The organism is Salipiger sp. ABF4_146, assembly GCF_056161345.1.
Map to the genome: position 1 here is coordinate 15,699 of NZ_JBSWYX010000013.1, position 24,866 is coordinate 40,564.

Annotated in this window: 21 protein-coding genes; 15 read left to right on the forward strand and 6 right to left on the reverse strand. The window is 65.4% G+C overall.

Going from position 1 to position 24,866, the window contains the following annotated elements; translation table 11 throughout:
- Positions 1-140 precede the first annotated feature (140 nt).
- Together ACXAJT_RS18305 and ACXAJT_RS18310 are read left to right on the forward strand one after the other, a co-directional pair.
- On the forward strand, positions 141-758 hold the full coding sequence (locus ACXAJT_RS18305) for a helix-turn-helix domain-containing protein (RefSeq protein ID WP_475237486.1): 618 nt from the start codon (positions 141-143) through the stop codon (positions 756-758).
- Between the two features lie 29 nt (positions 759-787).
- Positions 788-1,996: a M20/M25/M40 family metallo-hydrolase gene (locus tag ACXAJT_RS18310; RefSeq protein ID WP_475237487.1), complete on the forward strand. Its 1,209-nt coding sequence runs from the start codon at positions 788-790 to the stop codon at positions 1,994-1,996.
- Positions 1,997-2,111: 115 nt separating this feature from the next.
- Here the strand turns inward: ACXAJT_RS18310 and ACXAJT_RS18315 are convergent, their stop codons facing one another.
- The 5 genes from ACXAJT_RS18315 to ACXAJT_RS18335 all read right to left on the reverse strand — a co-directional run bounded on the left by ACXAJT_RS18315 (position 2,112) and on the right by ACXAJT_RS18335 (position 7,865).
- Positions 2,112-3,275 (reverse strand): metallophosphoesterase, encoded by a 1,164-nt coding sequence (locus tag ACXAJT_RS18315; RefSeq protein ID WP_475237488.1) that lies wholly within the window; start codon positions 3,273-3,275, stop codon positions 2,112-2,114.
- Between the two features lie 398 nt (positions 3,276-3,673).
- Positions 3,674-4,672: a HupE/UreJ family protein gene (locus tag ACXAJT_RS18320; protein WP_475237489.1), complete on the reverse strand. Its 999-nt coding sequence runs from the start codon at positions 4,670-4,672 to the stop codon at positions 3,674-3,676.
- Positions 4,669-5,511 (reverse strand): peptidyl-prolyl cis-trans isomerase, encoded by an 843-nt coding sequence (locus ACXAJT_RS18325; protein ID WP_475237490.1) that lies wholly within the window; start codon positions 5,509-5,511, stop codon positions 4,669-4,671. Before ACXAJT_RS18325 ends, ACXAJT_RS18320 begins: the two co-directional genes overlap by 4 nt.
- Positions 5,512-5,538: 27 nt before the next feature.
- Positions 5,539-5,943, reverse strand: coding sequence for a DUF302 domain-containing protein (locus tag ACXAJT_RS18330; protein WP_475237491.1), 405 nt, complete (start codon positions 5,941-5,943; stop codon positions 5,539-5,541).
- Positions 5,944-5,945: 2 nt separating this feature from the next.
- Complete coding sequence (locus ACXAJT_RS18335) at positions 5,946-7,865, reverse strand: DUF3604 domain-containing protein (protein ID WP_475237492.1); 1,920 nt, start codon at positions 7,863-7,865, stop codon at positions 5,946-5,948.
- A 571-nt stretch (positions 7,866-8,436) separates the two neighbouring features.
- On the opposite strand from ACXAJT_RS18335, the gene ACXAJT_RS18340 reads away from it, so the two are divergent.
- The 10 genes from ACXAJT_RS18340 to ACXAJT_RS18385 all read left to right on the forward strand — a co-directional run bounded on the left by ACXAJT_RS18340 (position 8,437) and on the right by ACXAJT_RS18385 (position 20,001).
- Positions 8,437-9,474 carry a hypothetical protein gene (locus tag ACXAJT_RS18340; protein WP_475237493.1) on the forward strand — a complete coding sequence of 346 codons (1,038 nt, stop codon included), beginning with the start codon at positions 8,437-8,439 and terminating at the stop codon, positions 9,472-9,474.
- A 930-nt stretch (positions 9,475-10,404) separates the two neighbouring features.
- The gene (locus tag ACXAJT_RS18345; protein ID WP_475237494.1) at positions 10,405-12,108 is read left to right on the forward strand and encodes a hypothetical protein; all 1,704 of its coding nucleotides are present in this window, start codon (positions 10,405-10,407) and stop codon (positions 12,106-12,108) included.
- Positions 12,109-12,435: 327 nt separating this feature from the next.
- On the forward strand, positions 12,436-13,455 hold the full coding sequence (locus ACXAJT_RS18350) for an LLM class flavin-dependent oxidoreductase (protein WP_475237495.1): 1,020 nt from the start codon (positions 12,436-12,438) through the stop codon (positions 13,453-13,455).
- A 214-nt stretch (positions 13,456-13,669) separates the two neighbouring features.
- Positions 13,670-14,125: an NUDIX domain-containing protein gene (locus ACXAJT_RS18355; protein ID WP_475237496.1), complete on the forward strand. Its 456-nt coding sequence runs from the start codon at positions 13,670-13,672 to the stop codon at positions 14,123-14,125.
- Entirely contained in the window at positions 14,112-15,743 is a 1,632-nt protein-coding gene (locus tag ACXAJT_RS18360) for an aminoglycoside phosphotransferase family protein (protein ID WP_475237497.1), read from the forward strand. The genes ACXAJT_RS18355 and ACXAJT_RS18360 overlap by 14 nt, the downstream gene beginning before the upstream one ends.
- Positions 15,736-16,617: a GAK system ATP-grasp enzyme gene (locus ACXAJT_RS18365; RefSeq protein ID WP_475237498.1), complete on the forward strand. Its 882-nt coding sequence runs from the start codon at positions 15,736-15,738 to the stop codon at positions 16,615-16,617. The genes ACXAJT_RS18360 and ACXAJT_RS18365 overlap by 8 nt, the downstream gene beginning before the upstream one ends.
- A complete protein-coding gene (locus ACXAJT_RS18370; RefSeq protein ID WP_475237499.1) occupies positions 16,614-17,693 on the forward strand; it encodes an HprK-related kinase B in 1,080 nt (359 codons plus the stop codon). Before ACXAJT_RS18365 ends, ACXAJT_RS18370 begins: the two co-directional genes overlap by 4 nt.
- The gene (locus ACXAJT_RS18375) at positions 17,686-18,372 is read left to right on the forward strand and encodes a histidine phosphatase family protein (protein ID WP_475237500.1); all 687 of its coding nucleotides are present in this window, start codon (positions 17,686-17,688) and stop codon (positions 18,370-18,372) included. Before ACXAJT_RS18370 ends, ACXAJT_RS18375 begins: the two co-directional genes overlap by 8 nt.
- Before the next feature lie 27 nt (positions 18,373-18,399).
- Positions 18,400-19,701, forward strand: coding sequence for a metallophosphoesterase family protein (locus ACXAJT_RS18380; protein WP_475237501.1), 1,302 nt, complete (start codon positions 18,400-18,402; stop codon positions 19,699-19,701).
- Between the two features lie 27 nt (positions 19,702-19,728).
- The gene (locus ACXAJT_RS18385; protein ID WP_475237502.1) at positions 19,729-20,001 is read left to right on the forward strand and encodes an amphi-Trp domain-containing protein; all 273 of its coding nucleotides are present in this window, start codon (positions 19,729-19,731) and stop codon (positions 19,999-20,001) included.
- Positions 20,002-20,053: 52 nt separating this feature from the next.
- Here the strand turns inward: ACXAJT_RS18385 and ACXAJT_RS18390 are convergent, their stop codons facing one another.
- Positions 20,054-22,141, reverse strand: a complete 2,088-nt coding sequence (locus tag ACXAJT_RS18390) for an ATP-binding protein (RefSeq protein WP_475237503.1) — start codon at positions 22,139-22,141, stop codon at positions 20,054-20,056.
- Positions 22,142-22,511: 370 nt separating this feature from the next.
- Here ACXAJT_RS18390 and ACXAJT_RS18395 point away from each other — a divergent pair, with 370 nt between their 5' ends.
- The 3 genes from ACXAJT_RS18395 (at position 22,512) to ACXAJT_RS18405 (ending at position 24,861) form a co-directional block, all read left to right on the forward strand.
- A complete protein-coding gene (locus ACXAJT_RS18395) occupies positions 22,512-23,147 on the forward strand; it encodes a helix-turn-helix domain-containing protein (RefSeq protein WP_475237504.1) in 636 nt (211 codons plus the stop codon).
- 140 nt (positions 23,148-23,287) lie between these two features.
- Positions 23,288-24,175 carry a class II glutamine amidotransferase gene (locus tag ACXAJT_RS18400; protein WP_475237505.1) on the forward strand — a complete coding sequence of 296 codons (888 nt, stop codon included), beginning with the start codon at positions 23,288-23,290 and terminating at the stop codon, positions 24,173-24,175.
- Positions 24,176-24,177: 2 nt separating this feature from the next.
- On the forward strand, positions 24,178-24,861 hold the full coding sequence (locus tag ACXAJT_RS18405) for a protein GlxC (RefSeq protein ID WP_475237506.1): 684 nt from the start codon (positions 24,178-24,180) through the stop codon (positions 24,859-24,861).
- Positions 24,862-24,866: the final 5 nt, after the last annotated feature.

Below are 24,866 nucleotides of genomic sequence, written 5' to 3' on the forward strand. Positions count from 1 at the left end.
TACTTATTGATCAAATTCGAGATGTCACCCAAGGGAATCGCTGGAAAACGGAAGTTTCGATTTTCCTTCTCGAAAAATTTAGCGATCAGGAGAAAGAGGCCGTGGTCTCGATAGGCGTCTGGCAAGGGAGCGGGTAGAGTATGGCGAGCACTCAACGGAAGGGACCGGCACAGCAGGTGTCGATCGGCAGCAAGGTGCAGCGCCTGCGGCAGCAGCAGAGCATGACCTTGTCCGACCTCGGCAACCGCAGCGGCGTCTCGATATCAACGCTGTCGAAGATCGAGAACGGCCAGACTTCGCCCACCTACGACACGCTGACGCGCTTGGCCGCCGGACTGGGCGTCGACCTGACCGCTCTGTTCCACTCCAAGGCCCCGCCCAGCGTCAACGGTCGTCGCGCCATCACGCACGCGGGCGAGGGGCCGCGCCACCGCAGCGGTAACTACGAGTACGAACTGCTGTGCGCCGATCTCGCCCATCGCGCCTTTGTACCGCTGCTGACAACGCTGCACGCGCGCAGCATCGAGGATTTCCGCAAGATGGCAAATCACGCCGGCGAGGAGTTCTTCTATGTGCTCTCCGGCGAAGTCGTCCTGCACACCGAACACTACGCCCCCGCGCTTATGAAACCGGGCGACAGCTCGTATTTCGACAGCAACATGGACCACGCGGTCTATTCCGTGTCCGAAGAACCGGCGCAGATCCTGTGGATCGCGACGAAGGTTTCGAAGGCGCTGGAAGACGTTGTCGGCAGCTGACCCAAGTCCTACGGAAAGGCCCGCCACAGATGAAAGACACTGGCCCCGCCGCCGCAAGCGCAGCCCTTGAGGCTGCGTTTTCGTCCCTAGAAGACATGCATGACCGCTTCGTCGAGGATATCGTCAGCCTCGTGCAAATCCCCGCGCCCACCTTTGACGAGACAGAGCGCGGCCGGGTCTATGCCGAGATGCTGCGCGCCGAGGGACTCGAGCCAGAGGTCGACGCCATCGGCAATGTCACGGCGCTGCGCCGCGGCAGCGCCCCGGAGGGCGGCCCGGTGATCGTCGCGGCGGCCCACCTCGATACGGTGTTTCCAGCCCAGACCGATCTGACCGTCCAGCGCGAGGGCAACATCCTGCGCGCGCCGGGCATCGCCGACGATGTGCGCGGTCTTGCGGCGCTTCTTGCCTTTGCGCGCGCGATGAACGCCGCGGGGCTGGACACCGAGCACGACATCCTTTTCGTTGCTGACGTCGGCGAGGAAGGCCTTGGAGACCTGCGCGGCATCCGCCATCTCTGCACCGAAGGCCGCTGGAAGGACCGGATCGCCGGATTCTTCACCTTCGACGACATCCGGACCGAGGATCTGACCATCCGTGCGATCGGATCGCGGCGCTACCGCGTCGTGCTGCGCGGCCCCGGCGGCCACAGCCTCAACGATTTCGGGCGGCCCAATCCGGCCATCGCACTGGGCACGGTGCTGTCGGGCATGGCCGAGATCTCGGTGCCCGACACACCGCGCACGACGTTCTGCGCCAGCACTCTGGCCGGCGGCACCGCCATCAACTCGATCCCCGATGAAGTGTCTGTCGGTGTTGATCTCCGCTCCGAGGGGATGGCCGAACTCCAGCAACTGGACGCTAAGGTGCGCGCGTTGGTCGAGACAGCCGTCGCGCGCGAGAACGCCCGCTGCGGGACCCAAAGCGGGGCAATCTCTGCCGACCTCATCACCCTTGGTGATCGTCCCGCGGGCCAGACGCCGGAAACCGCCCGCATCGTCCAAGCAAGCCTCGCCGCGATCCGCGCCGAGGGGTTCGAGCCCGAACTGACCTGCTCGTCCACCGACGCCAACATCCCGATGTCGCTGGGGATCCCGGCGGTGAAGTTCTCGCATGGCGGCGATGGTGGTGCGATGCACAGGCTCGACGAATGGATCGACGTATCGCCCGAACTGAGCCTGCGCGGCCTGCGCGCGGGTCTGCGTGCTCTGGTCGGCACTGCGGGCGAGGCTGGCTGACTGCGCAAGCCTTGGCGGGCGCCCGAAGCGCGGCGCGGCCGCCAAAACGGTCGGGGTCCGCAGGCGCACCAGCGTCGCTGGCCGGTGGCAGACGAAGTGCTGTGGCGACCGGAGGTCAGCTGCCCACGGTCATCGCACCGGCCCCGTCCCGCCCCGCGCCAGAGCCGCGCGGGTGAAGCACAATGCGGGTCAGCTCCGATGGCACGCCAAGGCGCAGCGCGAAGCCGGGCCAGAGCGCCGTGCCATTGCTGACATAGAGATGCATGTCGTCCACGGCGTAATGGCCCGAGATGAACCCCTCGTTGAAGCGGGCAATGAGCGATGCTAGCCCGACCACCATGCCGCCATGCGTGTGGCCCGACAGATGCAGGTCGACGCCGCGCAACGCCATTGCCCGGGCCTGTTGCGGCTGGTGGTTGAGCAGAACGATCGGCGCATCCTCCGGCGCCCCGGCGAGCGCGCGGTCGATATCCGGCGCGGGCAGCCCGAAACGCCCTGCGGCGAGGTCGGTGAGGCCGGCGATTACCAAGGCGCCGTCCTCACGCTCGATCCGCGCATGGGCATTGGCGAGCGGCTGCATGCCAAGCTCTTGGTAGGTGGCCCACCAGCTGTCATAGCCGAAATAGTACTCGTGGTTGCCGGGGCTGACATAGACCCCGTCTCGGGCCGACAGACCGGCAAGCGGCGCCACATCCTCGCGCCGCACGTCGAGATAGCCATCGATCAGGTCGCCGCTGATCACGATGAGATCCGGCTCAAGCGCATTGACCCGCGCCACCAGTGTCTCGGCGAAGGGGCGGTGGAACAGGCGGCTCAGGTGGATGTCGGTCAGATGGATGACCGAATAGCCGCTGAAGCTCGCGGGCAGATCGGCGATCTCGAAGGCCAGATCCTTCTGCGCCGGCTGCCGCACGGCATTGGCCACGCCGACCCCGGCGAGCGCAAGGCCAAGAACCACGGCGCCGGTGCTCCAGCCCGGCGAAAGCGGGCGCCACTGCCAGAGCACGAGCGAGCGTAGCAGCATCACCACATCAAGCAGCACGTGCAGTGCTGCGGTGATCAGGATCGCGCCAAACCCGACATTCACCGCGATGACGATGGCGCGCGGGAGTTCCAGCGAGAACATGTTGCCATAGGCCAGTTTCGTCAGCAGGTGGTTCTCGGCCAGCAGCAGGATCAAGAGGCCAAGCAACAGCTTGCTCCAAACCGGCAGTCCCAGCGGCCCGATCACACGCAGCGCGACATAGGCGCCGATGATCCCCATCACGGTGGCAAACATTAACTGGCTCTCCTGATCTTTGGTGCGGGCAATCCGCGAAGGCTAAAGCACGGCCACCGTGCTGTCGCCCGCGCTTTGCCGATTTGAGTTATGAGCCTGACCCATAAATGAAATCTCTACGGGCGGAAGATCACGGACGGCACTGGAGGTCATTTTCGCAGTGGGGCAAAGGCCGGCCATGCCTCAGCGGTCCAGCCAGAGTGTGCCGGACCGTTCAAACGCGCTTCGCCGAGCGCTGCAGTACTGGAATGCTCCTGCGGCTGAAACACCGCCAGCAAGCCGGATGTTCATGGTCCCGCACCAGATAGTCCGCCGCAGAACGCGCGGGTGTGTCCGTCGACGCCTGTCAGGTCATCTCGCCGGCACCAAGGGCTCGGAAGACATCGGTGTCGGTCCGGTCAGAACGCGCTGATCCGCTCGATCACCCAGAAGGCCGCGATGCTGCCGATGCCGTAGCTGGCGAGACGGCTCAGCCGCCTGCCGTGCTCGGCCAGCACCGGTGCCATGCGGCGCGCAAAATAGCCCAGCGTCAGCACCAGCGCGACGAATATCAGCTGTCCCAACTCTACCCCCACGTTGAACGACAGCAGCGCCAGCGGAATGTCGGACTGCGGCAGGCCGATCTCGCGCAGCGCGCCAGCAAATCCAAGCCCGTGTACCAGCCCGAAGCCAAAGGACACCAGCGCGGGAAACCGCTCGGAGACGGGATCGCGCTGGTCCGGCGGCAGCGCCAGTTCGTAGGCCAGAAAGACGATCGACAGTGCCACCACCACCTCGACCGGGGCCGAGGGCAGGCGCAGCAGGCCCAGAGTCGCGGCGGCGAGCGTCAGGCTGTGCGCCAGCGTGAAGGCGGTGATCGCCCAGAGCAGCCTCCGAGGCTGGCGTACAAGCAGCAGCAGGGCGAAGACGAAGAGCAGGTGATCGACCCCCTCGAGGATATGCGACACCCCCAGCGCGACGTAGCTGGCAAAGACCGCGCCGGGTCCCAGATCGGCAGGAACGGTGAACTCCGGCGATCCTGCCGTGAGGCGCTGCGTCTGCGCTTGCCCCGGCTCCAGCTCATAGCGCACCAGCACGTCGGTGCGCGTGCGCTCCAGCCCGTCGATGCCGATGCTGCCGCCGGCCAGCCCCTCGGGGCACGTGGCGAGAAACGAGGTGACCCAGGCCCTCCCGTCGAACGCGGGATCGGGCGCCGGGGTCTGTTGGCAATTATTGGGCAGGCGCGGGCTGATCGGCATCGGGCGTCCGCTCACGTCGGGCATCCGCCAGTTCACCCGCCATTGTGCGCCTTCCATGGCCGACAGCTCAAGAAAGCCGGGATCGAGGGCATGGGCCTTTGCCCAACCGGGGTGCAGCGCCGCGGTCAGCAGCAGGATCAGGGCAAAAAACTGTCTCATGGCTGCTCCGCCGCGTCTTCGCCGGGCAGGTCCAGCCTATAGCGGCTTAGCAGTTCGTCGGTGAAGGCGCTGCGCATCTTGCGCGCCTCGGCCGAGCGCCAGTCGGCGATCACCTTATCTCGCAGCCCTTCGAGCGGTGGCAGTTGCGCCGCCTCGACCGCATCCAGCCTGACCAGGTGCTGTCCATAGCCGCTGCGCAACGGACCGGACCAGACCGAGACCGGCAACTCGGCCACTGCCGTGCCGAGGCCGCCGCCAAAGACGCGCTCCACCGCCGGCGTGGCCATCGCCTCGAGCCGCGGCGGCAGCATCGTCGTCTGCCCGAGCCCGGCGGGGTCCGCGCCTTGCTCCAACTCGGCGCGCAGCGCCGCAACTTCCTCTGTCGTGGCATCGCCGGGCAGCAGCACCTGCGTGAAGCTGACTTGCGCGGGGCGCGCGTAGGCCGCGGCGTTCTCCGAGTAATACGCTTGCAGCGCCGCGTCGTCCGGCGTCATGGCGGCGGCGGGGGCCTCTGCGAGAAATTCCATCTTGGTACGCAGGCGGTTGCGGATCATCGCGTCACCCTTATCGAGCCCGAGCGCCAGCGCCTCGCGCACCATCACCTCCTCAATCGCCCAGTCGCGCACAAGGCCGCGGGATTCCGCCTCGGTCGGCGCGCGGCCCCAGGCGGCAAGGAAACCGTCGGCCATGCGGTTCATCTCTGCCTCGGTGAGTTGCAACACATCGTCGCGGGGCGCGGGGGCCTCGGGCGGGGCCGTCACCGCGTAGAGGCCGAAGACAAGCCCACCCAACACGAAGAAATGCAGCAGCGGGGAGCGGAGAATGGTACCGATCTTCATGGTCCTGCCTTCTTGGTCCTTCCTCCGTCAGCCGCCGTGCAGCGCCGTCGCGACCCGGTCCAGCCGGGCGCCCGCGTCCTGCGCCAGATCGGCGATCTCGGGCACGTCGCCGAGATCGCCCATGGCCATCATCTGCCCGGCGTCCACCAGCCGCACCAGCACGCCGCCGGGGGCCTCTTCGACGGTGACGTTGCAGGGCAGCAGCAGCCCCACGTCGGGCCGCGCGGTCACCGCCCGATGCGCCAGCCCCGGGTTGCAGGCCCCGAGGATGGTGTAGCGGCGAAACTCGGTGCCGAGTTTTTCGGCGAAGGCCTTGTCGAGATCGATCCGCGAGATCACCCCAAAGCCCTCGGCGGCCAGCGCCGCGGTCACCACCTCGACCGCCTCGTCAAACGGGCGGTCGAGGGGCACATCGGTTCCAAACCCGCTCATGGTCACTCGCCCGCAGAGTACCAGATCGGCGAGGAATAGGCGCGTTCGATCACCTCCATCACCGTATCTTCGGGGAAGTCCGACTCCTCGAAGTAGGCGGCGTCATAGGCCGTCCAGCGCGGCGTCGGGATCTCCAGCACGCGGGCGTAGTAGAAGGCGTCGAGCGCCGGGTCGAACTCGGGATCGGTCCAGACGGTGATCAACTCGGGCGCGCCGATGGTGTTGGTGAAGGTGGCGTTTTCCACGTCCACCGTGTTGCCGACCGGAGGCAGCTTGCCGTCCTCGCCGGGCGCGCGGTCACCGGACCAGACCACGTCGAAGATCTTCTCCTGCATCGCGCCGTCCGCGTCGACCCAGCCCTTGATGATCTGGATGCGATCGAGGTTGCCCGAGAAGGGATCCTTCAGCGCCGCGACGAGGAAGTTCGGCGCCTCGGCCCCCTCGGGGGCGGGCATCAGGTCGGCGCCCATGGGCACGCCCTTGCCGTAGCCGATGGTGCCCGGGGTCCGGCCCAGAGCGTCGGCCTCCTCGAACTCCCAGCCGCCGAAGAAGCGCAGCCCGATGCGCGTGCCGGTGGTGCCGTAGACCTCCTTGCGCTTCATCGCGTCCCAGATCGCGGCGCGGGTGTTCTCGCGCGCCCAGACCGCGGTCAGGCCCGACGCGCCGAGCTGCCAATCCTTCACAGTCCGACCGTCGAAGTCGAAGGCATTTCCGGTGGACCGCTCAGGACCCGGCTCGCTCGACGGGAACTTGCCCCAGTAGTTGTTTTCCTCAGTCGAGGAAATACCCGTGTGATCGTCGGTGGAGCCGACAAGGCCGAACTTGAACGGGTTGGTGCCGAATTCGTCCTCGAGCAGCAGGCCGCGTTTCAGCGCCTCGCGCGCGTATTCATATTCGATCATGCCGGGCTCTTTCGGCACCACGTTGAGGTTGCCCTTGTCCCAGAGCTCGAAGTTGGCGAATTCGTCCGATGGCGCAAGCGAGGGGTGCTGTTCCGAGGTGCCCTTGCTCTGAGTGACCTCGTAGAGCGGCTCCCAGCGGGCGCGCTCTTCGGCCCATTCGGCGTCGATTGGATTGCCGTCCGGGGTTTCCGTGGCGAACATCAGCCCGTTCGACAGGTTGCCGTTGTGCGGGATGGCCAGCAGACGGCCGCCGGTCTTGTCCTCATAGGCCTGCATCCAGTCCCAGAGCTCGCGGGGTTGCTCGGTGTCAAAGGTGGTCAGCGGCCGCACCTGGTCGGCGAAATACTTGTCGTCGCGGTAGATAACGTTGCGGTGTAGGTTGTTGCCGCCCCCGTAGTTTGACGTCCACTCGTAGCCGATGAGCGCGGTGAACTGGCCGGGCTTGTTGTGGCGCTCCACGATGCTCGTCATGTTCGTCCACATGTCCATCTGGGTCTCGGGGTCGGTCATAGCTTCAGGGACTTTGCCCTCGCCCTGCGCGGTGATCATCTCCATCACCACCGCGGTGGCCGCCTCGCCGCCCTGCTGCATGCCGTCGTGCCAGCGCTTGAGGACAGGATCTGCGAGCAGTGCAGGATCCCCCTCGTATATGCTGGCCACGATCCCGAGCGCGTCCGAGTGGTCGGCGACGACCATCCAGTCGTAGGGGCGCGACAGCCTGACCTGCTGGCCGGTACTCGAGGTGATCTCCTCGCCCTCAGCATAGCGCAGCGCGTCGTCCGGCCCGACTCGCGTACCGCCCGCGAAGGCGTCCGGCGACCAGGAGGTGTGCAGGTGCTGCTCGCCCCAGAGCGGGCGGGTCGGGAAGCTGCGCCCGGCATAGGGCGAATAGCCCGGCTGGTTGAAAAAGCGCTCGATCTTCTCAGGCGTGATGGTGCCGGCGTCGGTGTTCACCTGCGCCAAAAGTGGCGTCGCGAGCAATGTGGTGGAGAGCAGGACAGAGGCGAAATGGCGTGCCATGGGACGGCCTTTCTGCGTCTAGAATTGTGTAAAAATCGCTCTTTTAATATCTTGGGCAGGGCCGAAGCCGAGTCGCCCACACCCTTTACGTGTATCATCGTCACCATTTGCTCAGCGTAATCAAGGCGGCCGTTTCCCCATAGGCCAGCGCACAAGCGAACTCGCCTTCGCCCCGAGGTTTCGCGGCATCTCTGGCCGAACCATCAGGTACTCTTGCCGTAAATGTCTCGGCCAGTTTCGGGAGCCCGGTGAGCGCAGGGCAATCTCATGAGCACCGGGCGAGGTCCCCGAGCGGGCGATCAAGCCGAGATGCGCAGCGGTTTTCTTGATGTCATAAGCGATGTTCCGGCCTTAGCTCTTGAGGCGCAGGCTGCGCAAAATGAGAACCTGAAGCGGACCCAAACCGTGAAAGGTCCAGCGGGCGGGCTCAGGCGTAAGCGGCGTAGGATCGGTAGAACAGGCGCCACTGGGTCGCGACGGCCTTTGGATCAGCCCAAAGCTGTTGCACTCAAGTGTGCAAGCGCTAGGGTCCGGCGCTCCGCCGACCTGCCTGAAAGCGAGCCACCTTCCTATGTCTGATCTTGAAAACGCCCTCATCGTTCACGTCTTTGGCGAGACCGATTACGCGTCCTTCGTCTATCCCAAGACATCCTTCGGCGCGCGGGAGAAGATTTTCGGCACGCCGCGCGCTGAGGTGATGGTCAAAACGATCGGCGCGCTGCTTGGCTTCGACAGCTGGAGCCAGCTCAAGGGTAAATCCACGCCCGCAGGGGCGAACTATGAGGAGGCTCTCTCGGAGAATGTCCTGCACTTGGTGAACGGCGCCGAGGACGTCAGCTTTGCGCTCGAGAACGACTATAACATCATCATGTTGGGGGTCTTTCGTGGCCCGGATGGAGAGGCGGGCGAGCCGGTCTTCAATGCGCGCTTTCTCGGCGTGTCGAGGACGTCGTCGGCGGATGTCGATGTGCACGCCGGGTTGGCGCGCGACGGGATCATCGCGATGGGGCCGGTGCTGCGCGAGGAGATCGACAGCGGCGCGCTCTCCAAGACCGGGATCGTCGCCGAGATCATGACGGAGCTTGAGGGCGAGGATGTGGCGGCCGACGATGAGGAGGCGCCGCTGCCGAACATGGTCGCCTTCCACGAGACGGTGACCGAAAAGGGTCTCGAGACGGTGATCCTTTGTGTCTGTGACACGGATCTTGCCGAGGCTGTCAGCGATCCGGCGCGCAAACTGTCGGTGGGGCTGGTCGCGGCGATGGTGCCCACGCCGCATGGTCCCGTGGGGTACTGGATCTGGCAGGTGATGCCCGAGGGCGCGCAGGGGTTCATTCAGGAACAGTTCATCGATCCCGGTGATTTCCCGAATGCCAGCTATGACCGGCTCAAAGCCAGCGATCAGCTGCGCTTTCTTGTGGTCGACCGGCAGAGCCATCTGACCACGCGCGCCGTGGCGCTCGATACCGCCACGCTTGGTCTGGACACTTTTGAGAAAAGCGCCGCCGAAGCTGCACGCACCGCGATCGATGCAGATTTCTCCGAGGCCTGTGCCTATGTCATGGCCAACTACGACGCGCTGGACTTTCTCAACGGTGCGCGTGGCTGAGGCGCAACGTCTGATCTGACAGCTTGCGGCTCAGCAACGTTGAACCTGCGACAGCGTCGAAGCGCATGATGACATCGGCTCCCTCGGCGAGCGGGCCGATCCATGTGCTCATTGTCGCGACGGCGCTTCCGCTGCTCGGCGTCGGACCCACGCTGGTCGCGATCCTCGCCGGACTGACCCTGACTAACGGTCGCCGGTCTGCTGCTCGATCATTTCGCGTGGCTGGCGAACGCCGCGATCGCATCTCGATGCGCGGCGTTGGGCGGCGTCCTGCTATTGGTCGGCGCGGTGTGGCTGAGACATGCCGGTAACCGCAGGTCACGTGCGGAGGGGAGGGCGAATTAAATATGCCGGTCCTCGCCGTCCCGCCGAACCTGCTGCGGCCGGCTGCCCAAGTTTGAGGCCAAAAACCGGGCCAGCTTTCCTACTGAAGTCGCGATAGCCCGAAGTCTTGGCGTTTGCCTGAAATTTAAGCGCGCCCCTTGCGGTATCTCGCCGAGACCTTTTCGGCGAACGCCCGCCCATGCGTTTCAAGGGGGCACTTAACGTTTTCGTACATATCCCGTTGAAGCTCAATTGTTTCTCAAGAATGCAGGATAACCTTTAGGTTGATCTTAGGCGTACCTTTGCGCCCCATGAGTGGAAACTACCGGCCCACCCGCTTTCACAACGTAAATTTGAGCGCAGATCCGCCCGCAGTGCGTCGGCGGTAACTCTCCCAGCGTTTTGGGCAACGCTTTCCATCGAATGGCTGCTTGGGGCGGATGGGGTGTCCGATCTTTTCACGATCGACCAAAGACTTGCAACTCAAAGCTGAATTTCAGGAAAAAGTTTCAAATGGGCATGGAAAATGGAAGAGCTCTGGCCTTCGAGGGCGCGCAAGGCTTCGGAGCGGAGACGACGGGTGGCCGTGGTGGTGACGTTGTTAAAGTGACAAACCTGAGGGACTCTGGGGAGGGGTCGCTACGCTGGGCGCTCGAAGACCTCGATGGGCCGCGTATCGTGGTGTTTGCGGTCGGTGGACAAATCGACCTCACCGATGAGATTCAAATTAACGGAGATGTCACACTGGCGGGCCAGACCGCTCCTGGTGGGATCACGATCACCGGCGCGCGGCTGCGCGTGGTCGAAAGCAACGTGATCATTCGCGGGCTGAATGTGCGGCCGGGGGACTCGGACGACGGGCATGACCCGGACAACCGCGACGGTATTTCCGTCGGCAAGCGCGGCAACGTCGTCGAGAACGTGATCATCGACAGCAACTCCATCTCGTGGGCGATCGATGAGAACACGGCGACATGGAGCAAGCCCAGCAATGTCACGTGGTCCAATAACATCATCGCCGAAGGGCTTATGGACTCGATCCATTCTAAGGGCGAGCACAGCATGGGCATGCTGATCGGCAATGGCAGCACCAACATCAGCATCATCGGCAATCTGTTCTCCAGCAACCACCAGCGCAACGCAATCGTCAAGGATGCGTCCGAGGGCATCGAGTTCATAAACAACGTCGTTTACAACTACGGCGATCAGGGGCTCGAGGTTTACGGCGGCAGCCTGCACGCCATAGGCAACGTCATGATGACCGGTGACGACTCCAACGGGCGCGCGGCGATCCGGCTCAACGGCGGCGACGGGGATAACCGGTTCTTCGTCGCGGACAATGTCTCGGAGATCGGCGGCAATGCCACGGGCCGGATCCGGAGCGGCCACGTCTTCGATCCGGCGACACGCGAGGTTCTCCCAACCGATGAGGTCGTGGACTGGGTGCTGGCGCACAGCGGGGTGATCATCAACGGCGAGCGCAGCAAGATCGACCAGCGCATCGTCGACACGGTGAAGAACGACACCGGCAAGCTCATCGACGCGCCCGGCGACGTCGGGGGCTATCTGGACCGGGGCAGTTCTTCGGCGCTCAGGGACAGTGATGACGACGGCATTCCCGACATTCACGAGGATTGGATCGGCTCGGATGACCGCAAGGCAGACGCGCACGCTGATGCGGACGGGAACGGCGTCTCGAACATCGAAGACTACATCAACGCGCTTCTGCAGGACGCGGACCGGGCGCCAAGCATCTACGCCGATACGGACGAGGCTTCAGATCCTGACGATGGGCCTGATGAAGACCCTGCGTCCGACGCGCCCGACAGCGACACCGTCGCATATTCGGCAGACGACAGCTCGGACCAGGAAGACGTGCAGGCTGCGCAACCGTTGGAGGCGTTCACCATCGAAGCCGAGGACTTCGAGCTTGAGGGCGGTTTCGATGTGGCGCGGCTTGGTGATGCCTCAGGCAGAAAGGTGATCCGGTCGTTCGATGAGGGTAAAGCGCGGACCACGTTCGACGGCGAGGACGGAACCTACGACCTTCGCGTCGAGCATTTTGATGAGACCGATGGCGAGTCCTACCTCGAGGTGTACATCAACGAAGAGCGGATCGATGCGTGGCATTGGGATGCCGATCTGGGCAGCGCCTGGGCGAACAAGAAGTCCCTCACCGAGCGGGTGATCGAAGGTGTCGATCTCGAAGCGGGTGACGAGATCATCTTTGTGGGCACCGGCGATCGAGGCAGTGAGCCGCTGCGCATCGACGCGCTGCAGTTCACGCCGAGCGACGCGGTGTTCGCCTGAGCCCGCCTGTCGGGATGTGATGGTGCCGGGCGGTGCGCACTGCGTGCCGCCCGATTTCATGTGGCGCCTGACGCATATGGCCCCAGGACGCATCTGAGCGCCGCGGGCTGGTATCCGCGATCCGGTGGCGCGATTGACTTCCGCGTCGGCCAAAGGTTGCGCGCGCGGGCCGGGCAGGCGCGCCGCAGCGTGACAGCCAAGCCGCGCGCAATGGCCAGAGCGCGCGCGGCCCCACTTGCGGGGCCGGGGGCAGAGTGACTAGCTATGCCCCGAACGGGATCGGCGCCGAAGCCTTCGCTTCGCGACCGCAGCCCGAGGAGCTACGTCATGAAGAATATCGGTTTCCTCTCCTTCGGCCACTGGTCGCCGCAACGCGGCTCGGCGACGCGCACTGCCTCCGATGCGCTGCTGCAAGCCATCGACCTCGCCGTGGCCGCCGAGGAACTGGGTCTCGATGGCGCTTACTACCGGGTGCACCACTTCGCCCGTCAGCACGCCAGCCCGTTCCCGCTGCTCGCCGCCGTAGGCGCGCGCACCTCGAAGATCGAGATTGGCACCGGCGTCATCGACATGCGCTACGAGAACCCGCTCTACATGGCCGAGGACGCCGGCGCCGCCGACCTGATCAGCGAAGGCCGCCTGCAACTCGGCATCAGCCGCGGCAGCCCCGAGCAGGTGATCGACGGCTGGCGCTACTTTGGCTACGCGCCGGATGAGGGAGAGAGCGATGCCGATCTCGGGCGTCGTCATGCGCAGGTGTTCCTGCAGATGCTCGAGGGGCAGGGATTTGCCGAGCCCAACCCGCGCCCGATGTTCCCCAACCCGCCGGGCAAGTTGCGGCTCGAGCCGTTCTCCGAAGGGCTCAAGGACCGCATCTGGTGGGGCGCCGGGTCCAACCGGACTGCGGAATGGGCGGCGATGCTTGGGATGAACCTGCAAAGCTCGACGTTGAAGGATGATGAGACCGGAGAGCCGTTCCATATCCAGCAGGCCAAACAGATCCGCGCCTATCGCGAAGCGTGGAAAGCGGCCGGTCATTCCCGCAAGCCGCGGGTGTCGGTAAGCCGGTCGATCTTTGCGCTGATGAACGATCAGGACCGGATGTACTTTGGCGATGGCGGCAAGGGCGACGACTCCGTTGGCTTTATCGAGCAGCAGCGCTCGATCTTCGGACGCTCCTACGCGGATGAGCCGGACCGGCTGATCGATCAGCTTAAGACGGATGAGGCGATCGCCGAGGCGGACACGCTGCTGCTGACAGTGCCGAACTCGCTGGGCGTCGACTACAACGCCCATGTGATCGAGAGCATCCTCACGCATGTCGCGCCGGCGCTCGGCTGGCGGTGACGCTCCGCACGTCCGGCGCGGTGACAAGCCGGGCGTGACGCCGCGCGCGGCTTATCACCTTGCGCTCGGGCCGGCGGACCACGCGACCGCGCCGCTGGGAGCGATCCTGCCGACAGGGCGTCACAGAATGGCGTCATAAAAATGTCTTCGCTCTCAGCGATCAGCGGCTCAATATGGATTTGAAATTCGCACGGGGTCCGCGCATAGCTTCGCCATGTTGGACGAGAACGATATCCGCTCTGCCGCGCGCGCGGTGATCCGCAAGGGACCGCGGGTGCTGGTACAGGTCAAGCGTGCTGCGTCGGGCCAGACCTACCTGACCTTGCCGGGCGGGCGGCAGGAGCCCGGTGAGAGTCTTGTCGAATGCCTGCAGCGAGAATGTCTCGAAGAGATCGGCGTCCGGCCCGAGGTCGGCGCGCTGCTGCATGTGGCGGATGTGGTACGCACCGGCGGGGGAAAGACCCGGTTGCTGCTTGAGAGCTTGTTCGATTGCACGGTGCCAGAGGGCTATGAGCCGCGGCTCGGGACCCGGCCGGACAAGCGTCAGGAGGACACGATCTGGGCCGATCTGCGGGCCGACGCCGCTGGGTTCCTGCCGCGCTACGATCTGGCACTGACGCAGAGCGATGCCCCCGTCTACCTCGGAAGGCTGCGCTGTGAAGCTCCCTGACGCCGTCGAAGAGAATTTTGCCTTTCTGCTGGCCGAGATCGACGGGCAACTGGCGCAGTTGATCGCTTATTTCGAGGCCCCCGAACCGGAGGCCGCGCAGAAGCTGATCCAGCGGGCGGGCTATGCGCACAACCTGTCCTCGCGTCTGCGCAAGGCCTGTCTGGCCGGGATGACCCAAGGCAAGCTTGGTCGGGCGCGGCAGCTGCATCTGGAGGGGATCGATACGATCGCCCGCAACCTTGATCTCATGTCTCGCCTTGCCCGGCGCGGTGTCCAGCACGCAGAGCAGATGCAAAGGCGCAAGGCCTTGCGGGCGCACGCCTATGTTGCGCCGCTGGGATCCTTGCGCAAGGCGGTCGCGCGGATCTCGACTGCGTTGCACTTACGCGACAGCAAGCTGGCCGTGGCGATCGGGCAGGACAGTGCCGCGCTCGACCGGCTGCGCGACGAGCTTTTCGCCGCGTACACGGGCGAGATGAGCGGCGCGAAACACCCCGAGGATCTGGCGCAGGCCCTGCTCGCTTTGAACGAGGTGTGCCGCAGTGGCGAGGCGCTGCGGGCGATCAGCGAGGCGCTGCTGTCGAGCAATATCGGCCAGAACGTGCAGTTCGAGCGTTACTTTACCCTGCGCAGCGTGCTGGCGGGGATCGGTTCGGAAAAGGACATCGAGATGCGCCCGCTGGCCGAGACGCGCTCGGGCAGCGCCATCTCCAGCGTGCGCATGCGTGATGGCGCGGGCAAGACCGTCGACGCGGTGTTCAAGGATGGCGACCGGCGCAAGGTGAAGGAAGAGCGGGGCGGTGTGAAAAGCTGGAATGCGGTGTACCCCGGCGTCGCGCCCGAGATCCTCTCATACGAAAAACGCGGCGGCTCGGCGGCGCTGCTGATCGAGCATCTGCAAGGCGAGACCTTCGAAGATATCGTGCTAGGGGGCTCGGAGGCGCGGCTGGCCGAGGCGCAGAAGGCGCTGCATCGCACGGTGCGGGACATCTGGCGTCAGACACGTAGCGACGAGCCCGCAGAGATGAAGGCGATGGAGCAGTTGGGCAAGCGGATGGCCGACGTCTATCGGCTGCATCCGCGGTTCGCCCAGCCCGCGCAGCGCGTGCAGGGGCTGAAACTCGACAGTCTCGATGAGCTGATCGCCGCCGCTGCGCAGCGCGAATGCAAGCTCGAAGCGCCGTTCTCGGTTTACATCCACGGCGATTTCAACCTCGACAACATCATCTACGACGCAGCCGAGCGGAAGATCCGCCTGATCGATCTGCACCGCTCGCGCTATATGGATTACGCGCAGGACGTGTCGGTGTTCATGGTGTCCAACTACCGGCTGCAGGTGCTCGATCCGGGCACCCGCGGGCGCCTCGCCTCGGTGGCGGTGGGGATGCATGACATGGCGGCAAAATTCGCCAAGCGGCAGAAGGACCCGACGTTCGAATACCGCGTGGCGTTGGGCCTCGCACGCTCTTTTGCCAGTTCCACGCGCTTCGTCACCGATCGTGACCACGCCAAGCGCATGATGCTGCGCGCCCGCTACATACTGGAAGCCGCGCTGCGTGTGCCGGAGGGCAAAGAGGCGCGTTTCAAACTTCCCATGAGGATGCTGTTCCGTGACTAAGAAAATCGCCGTCATCGGCACCCCCGGAAAATGGTCGACCGAGGCGCTGGCCGACGCGCTGGAGGCGCGCACGGGCCACCGGCAGGTTGTCGACATGGCCCACGTGACGCTGGACCTTGAGGCAGGCACGCTGATGGCGGATGGCACCGATCTGGCGTCGCTTGACGGGATGATCCTCAAGAAGGTGGCCGAGACCTACAGTCCCGATGCGCTCGATCGGCTCGAGATGCTGCGTGTCGCCGAGGCGCGCGGCGTGCGCATCTTCAGCCCGGCGCAGAGCGTGCTGCGGCTGATGGACCGGCTGGCCTGCACGGTGACCCTGTCGAACGCCGGCGTGCCGATGCCGCCGACCACGATCACCGAGGACGTCGCCGCCGCCAAGGACGCGCTGGCGCGCTATGGCGCGGCGGTGTTCAAGCCGCTGTTCTCCACCAAGGCCCGTGGCATGCTGCTGCTCGAGGCGGACGCGCCCGACGCCGAGGCGCAGATCGCGGCCTTCAAGGCCGACAACCCTGTGATGTACATTCAGCAAAAGGCAGAGCTGTCCGGCCATGATCTGGGGATGGTGTTCCTCGACGGAGACTACGTCTGCACCTACGCGCGGGTCAGCCAGACCGATAGCTGGAACACGACCATCCATTCGGGCGGGAGATACGCGGCGTATCAGCCGACGCCCGAGCTTATCGAACTGGGGCGCAAGGCGCAGGCGCCATTCGGTCTGACCTTCACGACGGTCGACATCGCGCTGACGCCGCAGGGGCCGATCGTTTTCGAAGTGTCGGCCTTCGGGGGCTACAGCGGCGCGCAAAAGGGCTGCGGCATCGACGCCGCGGCGCTGGTCGCCGACCATGTGCTGCAGGAGATTTCGGGATGAAGACCGCAAGCGACGTTCTGGCAAAGCTCGATCTCACTCCCGCCGCGTCTGCGCCGCCCTTTCACCTAGCGGTCGGGCCGGTGCGGGTCAGCGTGTTCTGTCCCGAGGGGCCGCTGCGCGCGGCGCTCGTGTCGTATTTCGCCCCGGCGCTCGGCGGGCAGCCCGGCGATCTGGCCGTGCATCTGCTGCAGGGGCAGGGCCTGAGCACAGAGCCAGCATGGACCGATTGGGCCCGCGAGGCCGGCAAGGCGGGCCGCAAGGATGCCATCGTCGATCTGCAGGACGCGCGGCTGATCCGCAAGCTGCGCAGCGGCGTGACCTTTCTGCAATCTCCCGACCATGCCGTTGCCTTTGGTCCGCTGGCCGATAACGAAAGCACGGTGATCAATTTCATCAACACGCAGGTGCTCAACGCCTGTCTGCGCGAGGGCTGGCAATTGTGCCATGCCGCCGCCGTGGCCGGGGCGCGGCGCACGCTGGCCATCGCCGGGCTGTCGGGGGGCGGCAAATCCACCTCGATCCTGCGCATGATGGATTTCGCCGGCACGCGCTTCGTGTCGAATGACCGGGTGCTGGTGCGCGCGGGCGAGCCGCCGCGCGCGCTTGGCATCCCCAAGCAGCCGCGCATCAACCCCGGTACGATCCTCGGCAACCCCCGGCTGCACGGCCTGCTGAGCCTAGAGCGCCGCGCCGAACTGGCGGCGCTGCCGGCGGCGGATCTGTGGGATCTGGAAGAGAAACACGATCTGATCATCCCCGAGATCTACGGCCCGGGCCGGGTCTGCTTTGAGGCGCCGCTCACCGATTTCTGGGTGCTGAACTGGCGGCATGACAGCGCCGCCCCGACACAGGTGACGCCGGTCGATCTGGCGGAACGGCCGGATTTGCTGGGCGCGATCATGAAAAGCCCCGGGCCGTTCTACCAGCGCGCCGACGGAGGTTTCGAGCCGAACGGCGCCGCGCCCGATCCGGCCCCCTATCTGCAAGCGCTGCGCGGGGTGCGGGTGTGCGAGGTCTTCGGCAAGATCGACTTCGACGCGCTCGCCGCCGAGGGGCGCGGCCTCTTCGATGTCTGAGACCGCCTATGTCGCCATCCTAAGGCACGGCGCCTATCACCAGCAGGTCGGGGCACCTTCGGCGCGCCAGCCCCATCCGCTCACCGAAGAAGGGCTGGAACAGGCGCGCGGCGCCGGGGTTGCGCTCGCCGAGATGATTGCCGAGCGCGGCCTGTCTCTCGCGCCGGTGCTCTATTCCTCGCGACAGCTGCGGGCGTGGCAGACCGCCGAGGAAATCCGCAAACACCTCGCCGCGCGGGGTTACCGCGTCGAGGGGATCACCGAGACTTCCGCTCTTGCCGAACGCGGCCTTGGCAGCGCCGCGAACCTGACGGTGGCCGAGATCGAGGCGGCGCTCGCCGTCGATCCGCGCTACGACGCGCCGCCGCCGGGATGGAAATCCGACAGCGCCTACCGTCTGCCGCTAGAGGGCGCGGAAAGTCTGATGGACGCCGGGCGCCGGGTGGCGGATCACCTGCGCAACACGGCAGTGCCGGGCAAGCTTACCATTCACGCCGGTCACGGCGCCTCGTTCCGCCACGCCTGCCACCACCTCGGTCTGCTGGCACAAAAAGAGATTGCCCAGCTCTCGATGTTTCATGCTCGCCCGTTACTTCTGTGTCATGATGCCGATGGTAGATGGCGTCATTTGGCCGGCGCGTGGAAGATCAGGGCTCCGAAAGAGGACCCGATCGACTGAGCCGGCACCGCAGCAAGAGGCCGGACCATGTACAGCAGCTCCCAGATCAGCGAAGCGGCGCATCTTCTGCCGCCTGTCTTCGACCCAGAACGCTGCCTTTCGGACCTGCCGCGTGAGATCGAACCATGGCCGGGCGCCGAGGCGCAGCCGCAGATCTCGGCCTGTCTGGCGCGCGCCCGTCTGCATGGCGGCTGGCGCTGGCCCGAGCGCCCGGTGATCTTTGTGTCCGACCCGCATGCCGATGCCGAAGGCCTGCTGCGCTCGCTGATCGCGGGCGGGGTCATCCGGCGCGCGGGCGGGCGCATCGCGCTCACCGGTTTCGGACGCAGCGCGCGGATCATTCTGGGGGGCGACAGTTTCGACAAGGGGCCCAGCAACCTTGCGCTGCTCGACACGCTGGGGGCGCTGCGCGGGATCGGTGCCGATCTGCATATTCTCGCCGGGAACCACGATCTGCGCATGCGCATGGCGGTGGACGCGCTGCGCGGCCCGCGCAACGCGCTCAACGAGCATCTTTTCGTGCGCATGGGGCGCAAGATCCTGCCCGCGCTGCGCGAGGTTCTGGAGCGTTTCGTTACCCCCGCCGATCTGGACGCGCTGCCCGATGAGGCAGCCTGCCGCGCCCGATTGCTGCCCGGTGAGGGCTGGGCCGAGCGCTTTGCCGAGGCCGCCCGCCTTGAACTGCGCGCCAAAGTGATCGCCAAGGAAGTCGACAAGCTGCAGGACAAGCTGCGCAAGTTCGACCGTGAACTGGCGCGGGCCGGGCTTAGCCACCGCGAGACGCTGGCGGCGGTCCTGAAATGCCATGAGGTGTTCTTTGAGCCGGGCGGCGCATATGCGTGGTTTTACGAGGCGATGGATGTGGTGACGCGCAGCGGCTCGCTGCTGTTCGTGCATGCCGGGCTGTGCGACGACATGTGCGGGCTGCTGGCGCGCGATGGCATCGCGGCGGTCAACGCCCGGTATCAGGCCGGGGCCGAGCGCGCCTCGCTGGGGTTCTACTTCGGGCCTCTGGCCAACCTCGTGCGGACCAAATACCGCACCACCGACTGCCAGCTTACCGATCGCGGCGTCACCGCGCTGCACAAGGCCGGGATTCACATGGTGGTGCAGGGCCATGTGAACAGCCACGATGGACAGCGCCTGCTGGCCAAACGCGGGCTGCTGCATCTGGAGGGCGATGTGACCCTCGACCGTGCCTCGCGGCGGCTTGAAGGGCTGGAGGGCATCGGCGCCGGGGCGACCTTGATTTTCCCAACCGGAGATGTGATCGGTCTGAGCAGGGACTATCCGCGGGCCAAGCATTTTGCGCCCGACCGGATGGTCTGAGGGTGTGTGATCGGGGAAGGGGCACCGATGGGAGAGTCGAGCAAACGGTTCCGGCACGAGTCGTTGCAGGATGCCAAGTCGATCAAGAGCCTGCTGACGTCTCTGGCCAAGGGGTTTTCCAAGGGTGAGATGACGCTCGGCGATGAGGAAGACGAACTGGTCCTGAACCCGGATGGATTGATGAACGTGCGCATCAAGGCCGACCGCGAAGATGGCAAATCCACCGTCAGCCTGCGCGTGACATGGTCTGATCCCTCGGATCAGAAGCTGCAGAAGGGCGCGCCGCGGGTCGACAGCTGAGCCGCCTTCTGGCTGGCGTGGCACGTCGTGACCCCGAGGTCCGCCAAGCGTGTCAGTCGGACACCAGCGCCATCGCGGCCAGTTTGTCGATCAGCCTGTCGAGATCGAAGGGTTTCTGCACCACATCCACATCGGCCGCCGGAAGATCGCCTCCTAGCGCGGCGGTCTCATCGTAGCCGGTGACGAAGACGATCTTCAGCCCCGGTCGCACCAGCCGCGCCGCCTGCGCCAACTGCCGCCCGTTCATGCCGCGCGGCAGGCCGACATCGGTCAGCAGCACGTCAACAGTCGCGGCCCTGTCCAATTGCTCCAACGCCTCGGCGCCCGAGCCCGCCTCCAGAACGGAAAAGCCGCGCTCGCGCAGCGCGTCGACCACCACCATGCGCACCAGAACCTCGTCTTCGACCACGAGGATGGTCTTGCCGGTGGGGTCTGGGGCGGCAGAAGCGCTGGTCGATTGCGCGCCCTCGGTCTCGACCGGTGCGCTGCTGCGCGGCAGATACAGCGTCACCCGTGTGCCCGCACCTTGCTGCGAGCGGATCACGGCGGTTCCGCCGCTTTGCTGCGCGAACCCATAGACCATGGACAGCCCCAGCCCGGTTCCTTCGCCCATCGGCTTGGTGGTGAAGAACGGATCGAAGGCGCGTGCGATCTGTTCGGGAGACATGCCGGTGCCGGTGTCGATGACCGAGATCGCCACATAATCGCCCGGAGACAGCTGTCCCTCATTTGCCCGCAAGGCGGTGTGGTCGCAGTTCTCGATCCGGGCCTGCAGTTGCCCGCCGTCCGGCATCGCGTCGCGCGCGTTGATGCACAGGTTCAGCAGCGCGTTTTCCAGCTGGTTGGGATCGACGAGGGTTGGCCAGACACCCTCGGCAACCGTGCTTGACACCTCGATGTGCGACCCCACGGTGCGCTGCACCAGATCGGTCATGCCCTGCGTCAGCTGCACCAGATCGGTGGGCTTGGGGGCGAGCGATTGCTGGCGCGAGAAGGCCAGCAGGCGCTGGGTGACATGGGCGGCGCGCTCGGTCGCGCTCTTGGCGGCGGCGAGGTAGCGCTGCAGATCGTCGCTGCGTCCGTCGTCCAGCCGTTTCTGCATCATCTCCAGCGAGCCAGAGCAGGCCGCCAGAAGGTTGTTGAAATCATGCGCCAGCCCGCCGGTGAGCTGGCCGACCGCCTCCATCTTGTGCGCCTGCCGCAGCGCCTCTTCCTTGGCCATCAATTCGCTGGTCTGCTCGGTGACCCGCTGTTCCAGCGTCTCGTTCAGGCGCGACAGTTCGGCGATGGCGCGGTCGCGTTCGGCTTCGACGGCGCGGCGTGCGTCGATGTTCATCAGCACGCCGGAGAAACTCTTCGGCTGGCCGTCGGCAGTGTGCTCGACGCGCCCGTTGGCTTCGATCCAGTGGTATTCGCCGTCGGCCTGCAGCACCCGGAACTGCTGTGCGTATGCGCCGCCGACCGCCAGAACCCCGTTGATCTCGCGCAGCAACCTGTCCTTGTCCTCTGGGTGCACATTGGTGACCAGCACATCGAGGGTCAGCGCGGCGCGGTCCTGCTCGGGGCGCAGGCCCATGGACAGCGCGAGCGCCTTGTCGACGATGAAGGCGTCTTTCGGGACGTCCCAGACCCATGTGCCGACAATCGCACCCGCCGCCAGCGCAAGATTGACCCGCTCTTCATTGGCGCGGGCGCGCTGTTCGCTCTCACGGATCTCCGCCTCGCCGAGCTTGCGGTTAGTGATGTCGCGAAACAGCACGGCGACGCGGCCAAGGCTGGCAGGCTCCACCCGCCGGGCAGAGACCTCGATGAAGCGGTCAATTTCCGAGAACTCGCGCTCGAAGCGGATCGGCGTGCCGGTTTTGAGCACCTCGCCGTAGATTTTCACCCATTCGCGCCCATCATCCGGGGCAACGTCGAACACCGTTTTGCCGACGATCCCCTGAATGCCGGTGTGGCGTTCGTAGCCCGAGTTCGCCTCGATGTGCACGTAATCCGAAAGCGGGCCGTCCGGCCCGTCGGTAAATTGGATGATGCAGAACCCGTCGTCGATGATTTCGAAAAGGGCGCGATACCCGGCCTCGCGCCGGTCTCTTTCCGCGTCAGAAGCTGTGCCCGTCGCAAGTGCCGCGGACGGCATTCTTTCTTTGAAGAATGGAAAACGCATCACGGCCTCGGGCTATTGGAGTGTCACGCGACAACATGTAGAGGCGCGTGGGCCGAGGCAAAGGGCTCTTCGGCGCAATGTGTTGGCTGCGCGACATTTTTCAGGGCAGGTCTCGCGCCTTGCCGCGTCACCTTGGGTCAAGGGCGTGGCCTGAGGAGCGCGCGGCGGTGCGTAAGGTGATCGACGGCCGTTCTGCCGCGCCGACTGGTGGATGACCCGTGTCGAAAGGGGCGCTGACACCGATATGCGCAGCGAATTTTCCTCATAGGAAAATTCCCTGTCGCAATCCGCGCGGCGCTGCGCCTATGCTGCAGGCCGCAAAGGATCGACAGGAGAGGCGCGCGTGAAGCGACAGGATCAGGCACTCACCCAAGACCCCCACGCCGAACGCGGCCCGCGCGAGAAGAACCTCGAGGTTGCGATCGGGCGGCAGGTGCGCGATCTGCGCAAGCGCCAGCGCATGACCGGCGCCGAACTGGCGGCGCAGGCGGGGCTTTCGGTGGGCATGCTGTCGAAGATCGAGAACGGGGTGATCTCGCCCTCGCTCAACACCATCTCGACGCTGGCGCATGCGTTGCGTGTGCCGCTCGTGCAGCTGTTCGCGGGCTACGAGGAAGAGCGCGGCTGTATCCACGTCAAATCCGGGCAGGGGGTCGAGGTCGAGCGCGCGGGCACCCGCGCCGGGCATCAGTATCATCTCCTCGGGCATCTGGGGTCGAACAACTCGGGCGTGGTGGTCGAGCCCTATCTGATCGTGCTCGACAGCGAGAGCGACCTCTTCCCGACCTTCCAGCACGAAGGGCTGGAGATGCTTTATATGCTCGAAGGTCTGCTGAAATATCGCCACGGCGATCAGGAGTATCTGCTCGAACCGGGCGACTCGCTGTTCTTCGACGCCGACGCGCCGCATGGCCCCGGCGAGTTGGTGCAGCTGCCGATACGCTATCTCGCGATCATCTCTTACCCGCAGGCCCGCTGATCTCCGCATAGTTTTTGGGCAGTGCCGCCCTAGCGGCAAGAACTTTCCGGCAGGGATATAAATATTCTTGATGAGAAAATTTCGCCTCGCTACTCAATAGGGGACGGGCGCGCCGCGCCCCTGACCTGACGGAGAAAAACATGTGTGGCATCGTTGGCCTCTTCCTCAAGAAGGATGACCTGCGCCCCAAGCTGGGCGACATGCTGACCGACATGCTCATCACCATGACCGACCGTGGCCCCGACAGCGCGGGCATCGCGATCTACGGTGATGAGACGGGCGGTCTGAAGATCACCGTGCAGAGCGACACGCCGGATGTAGCCTTTGCCGGGCTAGGTGACGCGCTGACCGAAGCGTTCGGCCCCGAGGTCACGCTGCGCGTTGTCGACACCCACGCCGTGCTGACGCTGCCGAAAGCGCACGAAGCGGCGGCGCTCGACTGGCTCGAGGCCCGCGGCCTGCGCGTCATGGGCGCGGGCGAGAGCATGGAGATTTTCAAGGAGGTCGGGCTGCCCAAAGACGTGGCGGCGCGCTTTGGCATCCGCGAGATGGGCGGCAGCCATGGCATCGGCCACACCCGCATGGCGACGGAGTCCGCCGTGACGACGCTCGGGGCGCACCCGTTCTCCACCGCCGACGACCAATGCCTTGTGCACAATGGCTCTCTGTCGAACCACAACGACATGCGCCGCCGTCTTGCCAAGAAGGGCGTCTTCACCAAGACCGAGAACGACACCGAGGTGGGCGCGGCCTATATCTCGTCGCGCATCGCCGAGGGCGCTACGCTGGGCGAGGCGCTGGAGGGCACGCTCAAGGATCTCGACGGTTTCTTCACCTTCGTCACCGGCACCAAGACCGGCTTTGGCGTGGTGCGCGATCCGGTCGCCTGCAAGCCCGCGGTGATGGCCGAGACCGACGACTATGTCGCCTTCGCCAGCGAATACCGCGCCTTTGCCGATCTGCCGGGCATCGACGCCGCCCGCGTCTGGGAGCCCGAACCCGCAACCGTCTATTTCTGGGAGCGCTGAGAATGCCGGTACTGGATATGTCGCAAACGCCGCTGCGCGAAGTCAACGCGGCGCTGCAGGAGGCCGCGAAGGCGCAGGCCAACGAAAGCTTCACGATTGAGAACCCGCGCGGCGCGCATGCCATGGCGGTGGGGCTGGACGGGCCTCTGTCGGTCACCGTCAGGGGCAATACCGGTTACTATTGCGCCGGGATGAACAAGCTCGCCACGGTGCACGTCGAAGGCTCGGCCGGGCCGGGCGTGGCAGAGAACATGATGTCGGGCGAGGTGATCATCGACGGTGATGCCAGCCAATACGCCGGAGCCACGGGCCATGGCGGGCTGCTCAACATCAAGGGCAACGCCAGTTCGCGCTGCGGCATCTCGATGAAGGGCATCGACATCGTCGTGCACGGCAGCATCGGGCACATGTCGGCCTTCATGGCGCAGAAGGGCAATCTGGTGGTTCTGGGCGATGCCGGGGATGCGCTGGGAGACAGTCTCTACGAGGCGCGGCTCTTCGTGCGCGGCAACGTCAAATCGCTGGGCGCGGACTGCATCGAAAAGGACATGCGGCCCGAGCATCTGGCGGTGCTCAAGGACCTGCTCGAACGCGCAGGGGCCGTCGCCAAGCCCGAGGAGTTCAAGCGCTACGGCTCGGCCCGCAAGCTCTACAACTTCAACATCGACCACGCCGACGAATACTGAGGAGC